At 44.2% G+C, this 13,126-nt stretch carries 10 protein-coding genes and 1 pseudogene; 5 read left to right on the forward strand and 6 right to left on the reverse strand.

From position 1 onward, the window contains the following. Positions 1-90: 90 nt before the first annotated feature. The 3 genes from BIZ37_RS18660 to BIZ37_RS18670 all read right to left on the reverse strand — a co-directional run bounded on the left by BIZ37_RS18660 (position 91) and on the right by BIZ37_RS18670 (position 4,297). On the reverse strand, positions 91-2,844 hold the full coding sequence (locus BIZ37_RS18660) for a cation-transporting P-type ATPase (protein ID WP_187462764.1): 2,754 nt from the start codon (positions 2,842-2,844) through the stop codon (positions 91-93). 152 nt (positions 2,845-2,996) lie between these two features. Then, a complete protein-coding gene (locus tag BIZ37_RS18665; protein ID WP_187462765.1) occupies positions 2,997-3,827 on the reverse strand; it encodes a magnesium transporter in 831 nt (276 codons plus the stop codon). Between the two features lie 47 nt (positions 3,828-3,874). Next, entirely contained in the window at positions 3,875-4,297 is a 423-nt protein-coding gene (locus BIZ37_RS18670; protein WP_187462766.1) for a hypothetical protein, read from the reverse strand. A gap of 440 nt (positions 4,298-4,737) precedes the next feature. Here BIZ37_RS18670 and BIZ37_RS18675 point away from each other — a divergent pair, with 440 nt between their 5' ends. The 4 genes from BIZ37_RS18675 (at position 4,738) to BIZ37_RS18690 (ending at position 9,224) form a co-directional block, all read left to right on the forward strand. Next, positions 4,738-5,823, forward strand: a complete 1,086-nt coding sequence (locus tag BIZ37_RS18675; protein WP_187462767.1) for a hypothetical protein — start codon at positions 4,738-4,740, stop codon at positions 5,821-5,823. A gap of 100 nt (positions 5,824-5,923) precedes the next feature. Next, positions 5,924-6,313: a hypothetical protein gene (locus BIZ37_RS18680; protein ID WP_187462768.1), complete on the forward strand. Its 390-nt coding sequence runs from the start codon at positions 5,924-5,926 to the stop codon at positions 6,311-6,313. 29 nt (positions 6,314-6,342) lie between these two features. Beyond that, positions 6,343-7,242: a cation diffusion facilitator family transporter gene (locus tag BIZ37_RS18685; RefSeq protein WP_187462769.1), complete on the forward strand. Its 900-nt coding sequence runs from the start codon at positions 6,343-6,345 to the stop codon at positions 7,240-7,242. Positions 7,243-7,682: 440 nt separating this feature from the next. Next, complete coding sequence (locus tag BIZ37_RS18690; protein WP_107297738.1) at positions 7,683-9,224, forward strand: sodium:alanine symporter family protein; 1,542 nt, start codon at positions 7,683-7,685, stop codon at positions 9,222-9,224. Positions 9,225-9,319: 95 nt separating this feature from the next. Here the strand turns inward: BIZ37_RS18690 and BIZ37_RS18695 are convergent, their stop codons facing one another. Beyond that, entirely contained in the window at positions 9,320-10,201 is an 882-nt protein-coding gene (locus BIZ37_RS18695) for an SMP-30/gluconolactonase/LRE family protein (protein WP_187462770.1), read from the reverse strand. 71 nt (positions 10,202-10,272) lie between these two features. Next, positions 10,273-11,202 (reverse strand): hypothetical protein, encoded by a 930-nt coding sequence (locus tag BIZ37_RS18700; RefSeq protein WP_187462771.1) that lies wholly within the window; start codon positions 11,200-11,202, stop codon positions 10,273-10,275. A gap of 280 nt (positions 11,203-11,482) precedes the next feature. Here BIZ37_RS18700 and BIZ37_RS30680 point away from each other — a divergent pair. Then, positions 11,483-11,740, forward strand: a pseudogene (locus BIZ37_RS30680) (2TM domain-containing protein). Positions 11,741-11,818: 78 nt separating this feature from the next. On the opposite strand, the gene BIZ37_RS18710 reads toward BIZ37_RS30680, so the two are convergent. Next, positions 11,819-12,388 carry a cytochrome b gene (locus BIZ37_RS18710; protein WP_187462772.1) on the reverse strand — a complete coding sequence of 190 codons (570 nt, stop codon included), beginning with the start codon at positions 12,386-12,388 and terminating at the stop codon, positions 11,819-11,821. Positions 12,389-13,126: the final 738 nt, after the last annotated feature.

The following is a 13,126-nucleotide window of genomic DNA, read 5'->3' on the forward strand; positions in this document are numbered from 1 at the left end:
GCCAGTGGTTGTCTATCCCGCTAAGTTCTAAGAGAAAAACCGCAGCAAGAATGCTGCGGTCTTTAGCTTACCTTCTTTAACCAATCTTCTTTACAGCAGCTTGGTTTTGGTTAGCTCTTTGATGGCTGACAGGACGAAAGTCATCCCCCCCGAAGCGGCAACAATCATCATCAAGTGGCCAAATTCCAATGGACGGGTATGGAATACCAGTTCGCCAAATGGGCTATAAACCAATGCTAGCGATAAGCCACCGGATACGGCGATAGCCAACAGCAGGTACTTATTGGTAAACGGGTTCTTGCGGAACACCGTGGTGAAAGTACGGCTATCGAACAGGTGCCACAACTGCGAGAAAATCAACGTCAGGAAAGCAACTGTTTGTGCATAGTAGGCGCTGTATCCCGCATTTAGTGCCATCGCAAAGCCTGCGTAACTAAGTGCGCCAAGTGCAAGGCCGCGAGTTACGATGCGGTGACCAAGTCCTTCGGAGAAGAAACCCTGGTTACGCTTGCGCGGCTTCCTTTCCATCAGGTCTTTCTCTTCCGGTTCAACACCTAGGGCAAGGGCCGGTAGGCCATCTGAAACCAGGTTGACCCAAAGGATCATCAGCGGTGTCAGTGGCAAAATAGCATCAGGCCCCATCAACAAGAACGCAAACAGGATAACCGATACTTCACCAACGTTGGCGGTCAGTGCCTGGCGGATAAACTTACGTAGGTTATCGAAAATCTGACGTCCCTGGCGGACGGCTTTAACGATGGTGCTGAAGTTATCATCCAGTAGGATTAGGTCACCCGAATCTTTGGCAACAGACGTACCGGTAATACCCATGGCGACACCAATATCAGCACGGCGAAGGGCTGGTGCGTCATTCACACCATCACCTGTCATCGAGGCAACCTCGTTGTTTTCTTGTTGTGCTTTTACGATACGTAGCTTGTGCTCAGGAGTCACACGGGCGAAAACAGCAACCTGAGGACAGATCTGTTGCAGCTCTTCGTCATCGAGCTGGTCAAGCTCTGCGCCTGTTACAACCCTGTCGTTTTCGCTACGGATGATGCCGATATCACGGGCAATAGCTGCTGCAGTTGCCGCATGGTCGCCAGTGATCATCACGGTACGAACACCGGCCTGGTAACACTGTTCTACTGCATCACGGACTTCTGGACGCGGTGGATCCATAATGCCATAGATACCAAGGATATTGATGTCTTTCTCAAGCTCTGGGTAGTCGAGTTCCAGTTCAGCTTTTGTCAGTTCACGGAAGCCAACAGCAAGAGTACGAAGGGCTTCGCTACCAAACTGGGCAATGGCCTGCTGGAAATCAGCTTTGATTTCCATAGAAGCACTTAGGTCATACCCTAGGTTTCCTTCTGATGTAGTCGGAGCTAGCGGGATATAACCCGTGTCAGTCATAAAGTTGGCTGACTTGTTCAGGACAACATCCGGTGCGCCCTTAAGTGCCAAGAAGTGGTTACCTTCTGGGTCACGAACGATCACTGATGCCATTTTGCGGGCAGAGTCAAATGGGAACTTCTTGACGATCTTATAACCGGAAGATTCAAGCAGCTCAGATTGTTTCAGGCCGGCTTTGGCTGCTGCCACAATCAGTGCACCCTCTGTAGGGTTACCACGGACTGTCCAGTTACCTTCGACATTGATGTACTCGGCATCGTTACACAGCGTTGCAACCATTAGGCCTTTGATCATCGCTGGGCTGTCAGCCACATTCAGCTTATGGCCATCAGGGATAAACTCGCCTTTTGGATCAAAGCCTTTACCAGACACGTTCCAGTAGCGGCCTGATACATCGTAAGCCTTCATGACCTGCATCTGGTTCTGGGTTAGGGTACCGGTTTTATCCGAGCAGATAACCGTTGTCGAACCCAGTGTTTCAATCGCCGATAGCTGCTTGGCAAGGGCGTTGTTTTTCACCATTTTGGTAGAACCCATCGTCAATACGATAGTCACAACCGTAGGCAGACCTTCAGGAATAGCAGCAACAGACAAGGAAATACCGGTTGTCAGGATATCCAGCCATGGCATACCGTGGTACAAACCGATGCCACAAACTAGGGCAACTACACCGAGGCCAACGAACAGCAGCATCATCGCAAGCGTATCCATACGGGCCTGCATCGGTGATTTGGTTTCTTCGGTTTGGTTCATCATATCAGCGATATGACCGACCTCAGTATCCATACCTGTGGCAGTAACCAGGCCAAGACCAGTACCTGTGGTGACAATGGTGGTCATAAAGCCCATGTTTTTCTGGTCGCCAATACCAACAGACGGGTCATCGATAGCTTCTATCGTTTTATTGACAGGCTCCGATTCACCGGTGAGGGCTGCCTCATCGATAGATAGGCGGTTTGCCTCAAGCAATCTGACATCGGCTGGTAAAATATCACCGGTATTGATCTTGATGATATCACCAGGTACTAGCTCTTTTGCTGCCACACTGATCCATTGGCTATCGCGGAAAACCTCAGCCTTTGGTGCGGCCATATCTTTGAGGGCTTCCATGCCTTTTTGGGCTTTGAATTCCTGCCAGAAAGAAATACCGGTATTGATGAGGATAATCACGGCGATGGCGATAGCATCAATAAAATGCCCGGTAACCCATGAAACAATGGCACCAATAGCAAGAATAAACACCAGAGGGTTTTTATATTGCTCTAAATATATCTTCCAACCAGGTGTTGCCTGCTTATCAGATATTTCATTCGGGCCATAACGCTCTAAGCGTGATTGAGCTTCAGAGCTTGAAAGGCCAGTTTCTTTGCTACTTTCAAGGATCTCCAGAGAATCAGAACTCTTGACAGAAAACCATTTAGTAATCATGTAATGGTCTCCCATTCGAGTGGTTACGTTGAGAGCAAGTATTTTTCTTCATGTGTTTTACTTATTGATAAGTGTGGGTGTAGCAGTGCTGCAATGCCTGAGAAGCTCCGGCAAAGTAACACCAAGATAATAAAGACTTTAAGGTTGTGGAATTAACTAATACCCAAGATGGCATTGACCACCGAGAAATAGATCCACATCCCCGAAATATCGACAATCGAAGCGAGCATAGGGCTTACCAGTACCGCTGGGTCGAGCTTGAAGACCCTTGCAATAATTGGAAGTACGCCACCAAGTGTTGTCGACAAGACTATTTGGATAAATAAGGCCATTGCTATAGCCAGCGCGATATCAGAGATATAGAAGTCGCCAAGACTGGTAACATCACTGAAAATCAAAATACGTACGACAACTACTGAAGCTACCGCAATAGCCAACACGAGACCGACCCTAAATTCCTTCAAGGCGACCCGTAACCATTGCTTTTGCTGTACCTCACCGGTTGCCAGCGCCCGGATGACAAGCGTTGCGGCTTGAGAACCGGTGTTGCCGCCTGCTGCAGCAATCACAGGCATATAAACAGCGAGCAATACAAGTTGGCTTAGCGTGTCTTCATACTGGGCAATAATTAATCCAGAGACGATCCCTAGCAGGGCAAGGGTGACAATCCATCCTATTCGCTGCAGTACGTGCTCGCTTACAGAGGTCGTAAGGTAATCACGGTTGGTTTCAGCCTCGGACAGAATAATCCCTAACTGAACTGCGATATGTCTGGCACGTTTGCTATGACCAATTAACTCTAATTGCTCGATTAAATGCTGTACCTGACCATGAGGGCAGTGCTGTAAAACGTTGATGACGTGTTCAATGTCTCCCGTGACAAGGTACTCAATTTGTTGTTGGTCATCTAAGTCTAGGAAGCGTATAGACTGAACATCAATGTGGTGTCTTGAATAAAGAGGCGTATCTATATCAGTATTCATTTGAGGCCATCAAGTTTTAGTAATGGTTTCAGCGTGCCGTTAAGGTATTAATTGCCAATAGCAAAATGTTTCGGTGAGCTATTTTCAATTTGGATCATGTTTAATCGAACAACGTGATCAAAAAAATCACTTTTCCAAAATTGACATAGCTGATGGATGCTACTATTACCAATGATATTTAAGGCGGTTTCGTTGGTAATTGTTGATAACCTTTTCAGTGATTGGGTAGCTAGGCAAACCTCTGCAATATATGCACTTTCTTCAATTTGCTGATAGCCGATAACAGTATACACATGCTCGTGTTTGGTTTTAAAAGCATTATAAGTTGTCGTGTCCGGACAGAACTTGCCGAATAAGTGATTTTGTTCGATATCAACAACAAAATCTTTAATTTTCCTGTTTGTCATAATGTGATTTCTAGCTAACAACGTAAGTGTGAATACGGTGCCTAAAACAATAACATAAGCCATGGGACCTCAAATTTATTGAAAATAGATAATTATCAAAGAAATTAAAATAAAAAAAAGACAAATAAAATAGAAGCGAAATTTATGCGTCTGCAAAAAAATCACTTTTAATCGATATATTGAGTCGTTGTCTATCGGGCTGATGTCGATAATGCTAAGTGGAATAATTTCAAAGTGAAGGAAATTGAGATATTCAAAATTGAATATCACTGTTTGCTGGAAGTGATTTTGATTGTTTATCTTGCCGTTTTGATAACTTTACTTTCCCTTTGAAATATTATGTAACACTTGTCGGTTTTTTTGTTTGTTGACTCTCGTGTCATTCGAGACTTTATCATGCTCATCGAAATTTGAGAGGTAACTACCTCGCCATAAAGTAAGCGGCAATTTGTACCCCCCGAATCAGCTTGCTTTAATTACATTGCGATTTAGAGAGACTTACAATGAAGAACAATATCCAAGATATTTTTGATGTTCTGAATAACTACATTAGTACCAGAAAAGCTGAAGATTCAGACATGCTATCTCTGTATATCAATATTGATATGAAGAATCCAGCTAACCACAAAGAACGTCCAGCTTGGCTTATCGAGGTTAGAAATCAGCTTAGCGAACTAGCTGAGAAATACGGTGATGATATTCTCACTGAAATCGACCCTGAGTTAACCTGGAAAGCTGTCGAAAACCGTATTATCGATAAAGTCGAGTCTTTGGAACTCAAAGGGCGTTCTATTGCAATTTTCACCGACTTTGAAGAAGACTTTGTGGTGCAGTTGCCATTACCTGTGCAGACCAAGGCATACTACGGTATCCCACAGGTAAAGCAGCTACTCTCTCTTCTTCATCGTTACGGAAAGTATCTCGTTATCCTTTTCTCTGAGACTGAGCATCGGATTCTCTCTGTTGATTTGCCGGCAGAGTTGGAAGAGGGAGTATTGGAGTCAGGTATTGATGCCGGTGTGTTCCTAAGGCCTGGTGGTCGTAAAGCACGTACTCAGGCTTCTGAAAGACGAGCGCTTGATGCCGAGCGTCGTGTGATCCGTGAGGCTGCTGAAGAGATCAATGCTTACTTCATGGAAACCAGTGAATTCGATCGCATTGTATTTGGCGGTAACTTGAAGATTGCTAACAGTGTTAGCCATGCATTACACCACACTGTATCGGATAAGGTTGTTTCTATTGAGCCTATCCCGTTCGAAGCAACTCATAGCCAGATCCTTGAAACGGTGAAGATGATCGCTGACGAACACGAGTCGTTGGATGACGTGTATAAAATGAAGCAACTTATCATTCGCCGTGAAACTTGCGGAAGGGCAGCGGTTGGTAAAGAAGCCGTTATCGAAGCGCTGTCTTTGGGCCAAGTAAAAACGCTTTATATTCCGTACCCGATTGAGAGTGATGAGTTTGACCCGTTACTGATCAAAGGGGTGCAGGCTGGTGCTGATATCGAACTTATTCATGGGGAAGCGGCACAAACGCTGAACTACCTAGGTGGAGCAGGTGCCACTTTGTATTACACGTTCGACTAAGTATCGGCTTTAGTTGCTAACTTCATATTGATTTATATTGTTTGAAATAAGGGTAGCCACAATAAATCCATTAAGCGGTTTACTGTGGCTATTATTTAAAATGTCAAAAGATTATTACAAGGCTTGTATCTCATCTTTAACTGAAGAAGAGCTTTCTGCAATCATTTCTCTATATGCATTGGAATACCACCAAGGCAAAGCCGCCTATGTGGTTGATAAGAACATAGGTGTCTGGTTATCTGATTTAAATTTTGAAGAACTACCATGTTATAAAAATACGTTGGGTATCTACACCATTGAAGAGTCTGTTTTAAAAGCATTGATTGGTAAAGGACTACTGACTGCTAAAGAAACTGACAACAGTGGTAATGGTTCATGTGGTCAGCTGTTTTCTAGTTATCAAATTATCCCAAAAGCGAAATCTAAAATTCGTTCTTGGTTGGCACTACACGAAGTCAAATTGCCGATATTGGTTGATTATAACTATTAATACCTAATAGGTTTAAGGCATAGATTCATATGCAAGAACAAAGATTAATCATCATATCCATTGCAGTGACCTTTTTCTTTTCTGTGTTGGGTATTGTATGGGGTATATTGGCTGACTCCAGCATGATCACCTTTGATGGTACTTATTCCCTGATCAGCGTCGGCCTCAGCGGCCTGTCTCTTATTGTTTTAAAGCTAGTTGCACAATCATCGGAATCGGTTAATTCTAAGTTTCCGTTCGGCAAAGCCCATTTCGAGCCCATGCTGATAGTGTTCAAATCGCTTACCTTGATAGGAATGTGTGCCTACTCATCGGCAGGCGCAGTATCGGACATAATTTCGGGGGGGGCACCAGTTGATCCCGGCCCCGCTATTTTATATGCCGGTATCAGCACAGTTGGCTGTGCAATTATTGCCTTCTTGTTGAGGGAGCGAAATAGGCAAATAGGCTCTGCTATTTTAGAGGCTGAGAAGAACCAATGGGTAGGCGACTTGCTGCTCAGTCTTGGTGTGCTGGCAGGATTTACTGCGGCACTCTTGCTGAAAAATACCCAATGGGGCGTGTTTGTCGATTATGCCGACCCCGTGATGGTACTGGTCGCCTCAAACTTGTTTATCTTTTTGCCACTGAAAAGCATGCTGGCAGCAGGTAAGGAAATGATGTTGGTGAAAACCAACAACGAACTCCGAATTCCGATAGAGATTGTTGCCGCCGAGTATGCACAAAGACTCAATGCCACCTACAAGTTGAGGATGGTCTCTATAGGCAGGGAGCTGAACATTGAACTCAACTTTATAATGCCACCTAATGATGCGCTTACTGTTAAAGACATGGACACGATTCGCAGTGATATTGCTAAGGTTGCTGACACGCTCAAGAGCAAGCATTGGATTAATGTTAGCTTTACATCTGATCCTGCTTGGGCTTAGCAACGTGATTTGGTACATAGTTGCCACTGGGTAGTGGATAGCCTTTAATACAATTGACCAGCATGATAAGTGCTGGTTTTTTCTTTGGTTTTCGAATTCAATCAAGTTCATATCTTATGTTCAATGCCTTTTCAAAACCGAGTTGGCGTAAGTCGAAATGAGCTTAAGCGGCAGCGTAAAATTGTGAGCAAACGGGAATTTTTGGGTTTGTTTGCTTGGTTTTTAAACAGCAAAATAACATTTCCGTAGCAATGGAATTAGATAAATCGACCCAGATCACGCTAACTGGTAGGAGCTTTCTCTGCACTATAGCGATACCCTCCAATTTATGAGCTGTAGATCACGCTAAATTGCATGATGAAATAAAATATTTAACAATAGGGTTACAATGTGATTATTATACTGACGAAGCATTAACCAATCATACAGGGAGTTTTTTAATGCAGTCGTTAGTAGATTTTCTTAATGGAATAATTTGGAGCCCGGTGCTGATTTATCTGTGCCTGGGCGCAGGTCTGTTTTACTCCATTACCACTCGCTTTGTTCAGCTTCGTCACTTCCGTGAAATGTGGCGCCTACTGTTATCCGGTAAAAGTTCCGCTCAGGGTATTTCCTCTTTCCAGGCATTAGCCGTTTCCCTTTCTGGGCGTGTTGGTACAGGTAACATTGCAGGTGTTGCTGCGGCAATCGGCTTCGGTGGTCCTGGTGCGGTATTCTGGATGTGGGTTGTAGCTTTCCTTGGTGCGGCAACGGCATACAGCGAGTCGGCTCTAGCTCAGATTTACAAAGAAGAAGATGAAGACGGCCAGTTCCGTGGTGGTCCGGCTTATTACATCGAGAAAGCGATGGGCCAGAAGTGGTACGCGTGGATCTTCGCGATTGCGACCATCTTTGCCTGTGGTGTGCTTCTTCCTGGTGTCCAGTCAAACAGTATCGGTAATGCGGTTGAAGCAGCATTTGGCCCTGGCCAGATGATTGAAACCACTATTGGTACAATCAGCCTAGCGAAAATTGTAACCGGTACTTTCGTTTCAATTATCCTAGCCTTCATCATCTTCGGTGGTGTTAAGCGTATTGCGAGCTTCACTCAGGTTGTTGTTCCTTTCATGGCGCTAGCCTACATCGTTATTGCTTTCATTATCATCCTACTTAACATCAACATGGTGCCAAGCATCTTCATGATGATTGTCGGTGATGCCTTTACGCCAATGGCGGGTGTCGGTGCTGCAATCGGTTGGGGTGTGAAACGTGGTGTTTACTCTAACGAAGCGGGTCAGGGTACAGGTCCTCACGCTGCAGCGGCTGCTGATGTGCAGCACCCGGCGCAACAGGGTCTGGTACAGTCTTTCTCAATCTACATCGATACACTGCTAGTTTGTTCAGCGACTGCGTTCATGATTCTTATCACTGGTGCTTACAACGTACACGGTGGTGCAGAAGGTGCGTTCTTGGTACAGAACCTAGCGGCAGACATTGGCGCTAACGGCCCAGTCTTTACCCAGATGGCGATTGAAAGCGCAATGCCAGGTATCGGTAAACCGTTCATTGCCTTTGCACTGTTCTTCTTTGCCTTTACTACCATCCTTGCTTACTACTACATTGCAGAAACCAACATTGCTTACATCCGCCGTACTGTGAAAGTCCCGGGTATGATGTTTGTGTTGAAAGTCATCCTAACGGTTGCTGTGTTCTACGGAACAGTGAAGACGGCCAACCTTGCTTGGGCGATGGGTGATGTGGGTGTTGGCCTGATGGCATGGCTGAACATTGTGGGTATCTTGATCATCTTCTTCCTATCGAAGCCAGCACTCAAAGCGCTGAAAGATTACGAAGAACAGCAGAAAGCTGGTGTGACAGAATTTACATTCGACCCTGTTAAGCTTGGTATCAAGAATGCTGATTTCTGGGAGAAGAAATTCCACGGTAAAGTATCTTCAGAGCAAACTGATGGAGATGCAGAGCCAGTGAAGACAACGGTTTAACCGGCGCACTTCTCGAACTCAAAAATCTTAGTTAACGAAGGGCCATTGGGTATTACCCAATGGCCCTTTTCTTATTGGGAAATGAGATTATTGACTTATTGTTCCTGCCATTGATATGCATAGATAGTGTTATCTTGAGGAACAAATAACATCTTCTGCTGAGGGATATAAAGAATGTCACCAGCCAATGGTGGGGTCTCAACCGTGACATGAGCGTTGCCTGTCTCTGGGTTGATATAATAGACATTACCTCCAAGATAGTCTGTTGCTAGAAAACCCTTCATATCTGGGGCGAGCTGCAAGCCATCTAATTGACCGATAGGATGGCTTATCGTTTTGGGCTCCATTGTCGTAAGGTTCAATTCGACCAAGGCGCCTTTATCGGCATTAGCAGGGTTTTCATCGTGAATTTTCCCCCAGCCAGCAATATATAATTTGTTATCATGGAACAATAGGCCATTTGGATTAATCAGCTCTTCTGAGCGGATAACTTCAACCAACCTGATATTATCCATATCGAGTCGATATACTGCACTATTCATCATTTCAGCCACATAAAGTGTTCCTGTATTGTCTAGCGCAACATCATTGAGGAACTTAATACCTTTACCCGTTGCCGTTGAAATGATTGTGCGGGAGGGAATATCAATGATGTGGACTTTGTCTATATCAGTAACAAAAAGAGTACTTCCTTTTATCGCTAGCCCTTTAGGTTCATTCAGGCCACTTAACCAACTATCTTCGATAACTTGACCTTGTTTGTTGAGCTTACTGATGGTTGCTTGGCCTGATTCACCTTTGAAAAACTGGTTAGAGACATAAAAGACGTCTTCATTTGGATCATAGACAATGGACTCTGGGTCATTGTGCGGGCCCGATTGCCATAGTAATTTCCATTGTTGCTTATCTGAGGCAGCAGTATGCAATGTGATTGCCATGGAAACTGCCGTCAACATAAGGAGGAGAAGTGTTTTCATCACACCTCCAATAAGTTCGTTATGGGGGAAGGTCATTGGCAGCACATAAACTGCCAATGGTGTTGTAGTAATTAGTCTGACCAGCGTACTTGGCTAGGGTCTACGCTTTGCCATGGGTTGTCTTTATATACATCAACCTCACAAACCCCAAACATAGAACGAGGACATTGTTTGTGTGGCCAAGGACCTCCCTTGGTTTCAATTGGAAGGATATGGTGCATCATTGCTACATGGGTTCTGAAAACAGTATTTCCCCCTTGGTTGTAGCTCAACTCATGGGGTTCTTTGATAGTGGCAAAATTCCAAGGAGCCTCAGACATACCAGCCCGTTGCTGGCGGCCACAACTACCACAGGGATCTTGTGTAAAATGAATGCGGTCTTCCAACTCTGTGACTTTGAGGTTGCCAAAATTAGCCACGGAATAAAAGTCGATGACTTTGGCGATCCGCTCTTTGGTTGGCAGCGCACTGACAGCTTCATACCAGGGTAACCAGTCTTTGTCGTAGGCAAATCGTAGTGTTTTGTCGAGAACATCTATACCGTACGTTTGATAAATATTGGATACCATTTGGGTACATTGGTCACGGTAGAAATCGTGGAGATCACGGGCACCTCGTTCAACCTCAAGGTAGAACTCAAATGCTCCATCTGCATCGCCGGCATCGACAAGTTTGGAGAATGTGGTATTCGGATCATTCATCATGGTATAAATTTTCGGTGTATCTAAGCCACGCCAGCTTCCGTAATTGGCATAAAGTTGTTCGAAAGCCATTAAATCACGTGCTGCCGGATGGCCATATTCGTTACCAATATAGAGTACACATGATGTCATCCACCCTTGATAAAGAACATATTCTTCCTTACGGAGGCTAAGAATATAATCAAACGTCGCTTTTGCCGTTTGATTATCTGATAAGGTGAGGTCATGCCGTAGGCGCTCGGCACCGGACTTTTCCAGATAGCCAAGTTCTTCATCGGTAAATAACCTTTCAAAAGTCATAATTAGCTCCTGAATGCTTGGTTGAAAATGGCATCATTGCCACCAAAGACTCAACAGAACTATAAGCCGCCCAAATATTGCTTGCGTAGTGGAAAAAAAGTGACTACCCCTTTAGGGGTGGGGTTGTTGTTCGGTAGGTACTGATTGAAAAGATAAATATTCTATATTCTTTTTTTCGAGTGAAACTTGGACAAACAATCGAAATTAATTTTACAACTAATTTTCAGCAGGCAGTGTCAGTGGTAGGTGATATCTAAGCGCTTGTAAATAAAAGGCTGTCATGTCAATGTCAGGTTTGAGTGTTCGGACTATCCAGCGTATCGAAAGGGGCCATAAGGCAGGGTTGGAATCGCTGAAATCACCCAGGATGAAATGAAAGTTATCGAACAGGTCAGGGAGATAAAAAGGTTTGGTGTCTGCAATGGGCTGGGGGATAGGGATAGTGTCACATGGCTTGAGCGCCTTAGAGGTATTCAACTTCTTTGGTGCTGAGTGGGAGAAACGTCAGATTGAGAAACGGCTGGGCCGAAAGCTATAGTGGTCAGTTGATTTCTATTACGGATATTAAAGAGGCTGGTGGGAATCAGCCTCTTTTTCTTCAAGGAAGGTAAGAACCTCAGTGTTGTGTTGCTGAGTGTTGGCTACCTTTTTCCTTTTTGATACGAATCATACGGGTCAGCGTAGTATCTTTGTCGATAAAGTGGTGCTTGAGCGCGCCTGCCACATGCAGGGCCAAGGTGATCATAACAACTCTTGAAGCATAGAAATGCAGGTTCTTGCCGAGGATATTGAGCCACTCGGTCTTTTCCCCGCCAGCAATCAGTTCGAATGAGAAGAAGGCAACGGGGTGGCCGCCACCGACACTCATAATAATGCCGGATATAGGCATCAAAAGGGTGCTAATAAGCAAGGTATAGTGAACTAGGGTTGCTGCTTTTTTCTGCCATGCAGGGCCTACTGCTGCACTTTGGATAGGACCCTCTTTCAATCGCCAGATTACCCTTAATAAGGCAACAACCAATACCGCCACCCCGAAAGACTTGTGTAGACCAAGTAATTCAAATTTTTCAGGGCTACGGGGCAGGTCGACGAGGTAGAAGCCTATCGCAAAAGTAGCGATAAAACTGAGCCCGGTCAGCCAGTGGAACAGAATAGTTTGGGTAGATAGCGGTTGATTGCTTTTCATCGGGGTAATCCTTTACTTGTTGAGCATGTTTTTGTGAATGCCTTAGCCATACTATCAGCACAGAGGCATCGTCTTTATTAAAGTCCATTATGACTCAAGGGATATTCAAGCAGTGTTGCGGAAAAGTAAATTAAGGTAAAAGCGAGTAATCAAACATAAAGCGCGGTGTGAACAGCCAAAAATGACATGGCTAAGATAAAAAAGCCCCATGCGCGCAGGAACGACACATGGGGAAAATCAGTTTTTACATTAACCTACTTAGAACAAGTGATGGAAAATTACACTTGGCTTATCAACTGGCTAACAAATGAATAATTAAAAACACCATTAACAGTGACTGGATGACACGGTTTCATCAATTAAGTAGAACTCACAATGAAATATATTGGTAGAATTTAATGTCCTTCAAATAAGTAATAAGCCAAACTGCAATACGGGTAGTCTAATCTCTTGAACCATTCCAGAGTCAAGTGATAGAATAAATAAAATTCCACTTTTTTGACAATGTGAAAATTTCATCATGAAATTTACACTTTGAAGTGTAAGTTGATGTTTTGTTTCGCAATCTAATCCTTAGATACTTTCAAGTTCAACCTTTACCCGTTTAAACCCTGTTTCTGTACAGTTCCTGAAATATTTATCAACTCTACTATTCGTTTTAAATGAATATGGGTAGTTTAAGTTCACGAAACAAATAAATAGTCACATTAAACATCATTACAACTAAGGTTTTTAATA

Source organism: Photobacterium sp. BZF1 (genome assembly GCF_014349205.1).
Classification (GTDB): domain Bacteria; phylum Pseudomonadota; class Gammaproteobacteria; order Enterobacterales; family Vibrionaceae; genus Photobacterium.

Coding starts and splice junctions, on each gene's coding strand:
- BIZ37_RS18695 (WP_187462770.1), bottom strand. CDS start 10,201: ATGAAAACACTTCTCCTCCTTATGTTGACGGCAGTTTCCATGGCAATC.
- BIZ37_RS18690 (WP_107297738.1), top strand. CDS start 7,683: ATGCAGTCGTTAGTAGATTTTCTTAATGGAATAATTTGGAGCCCGGTG.
- BIZ37_RS18680 (WP_187462768.1), top strand. CDS start 5,924: ATGTCAAAAGATTATTACAAGGCTTGTATCTCATCTTTAACTGAAGAA.
- BIZ37_RS18675 (WP_187462767.1), top strand. CDS start 4,738: ATGAAGAACAATATCCAAGATATTTTTGATGTTCTGAATAACTACATT.
- BIZ37_RS18710 (WP_187462772.1), bottom strand. CDS start 12,388: ATGAAAAGCAATCAACCGCTATCTACCCAAACTATTCTGTTCCACTGG.
- BIZ37_RS18670 (WP_187462766.1), bottom strand. CDS start 4,297: ATGGCTTATGTTATTGTTTTAGGCACCGTATTCACACTTACGTTGTTA.
- BIZ37_RS18660 (WP_187462764.1), bottom strand. CDS start 2,844: ATGATTACTAAATGGTTTTCTGTCAAGAGTTCTGATTCTCTGGAGATC.
- BIZ37_RS18700 (WP_187462771.1), bottom strand. CDS start 11,202: ATGACTTTTGAAAGGTTATTTACCGATGAAGAACTTGGCTATCTGGAA.
- BIZ37_RS18665 (WP_187462765.1), bottom strand. CDS start 3,827: ATGAATACTGATATAGATACGCCTCTTTATTCAAGACACCACATTGAT.
- BIZ37_RS18685 (WP_187462769.1), top strand. CDS start 6,343: ATGCAAGAACAAAGATTAATCATCATATCCATTGCAGTGACCTTTTTC.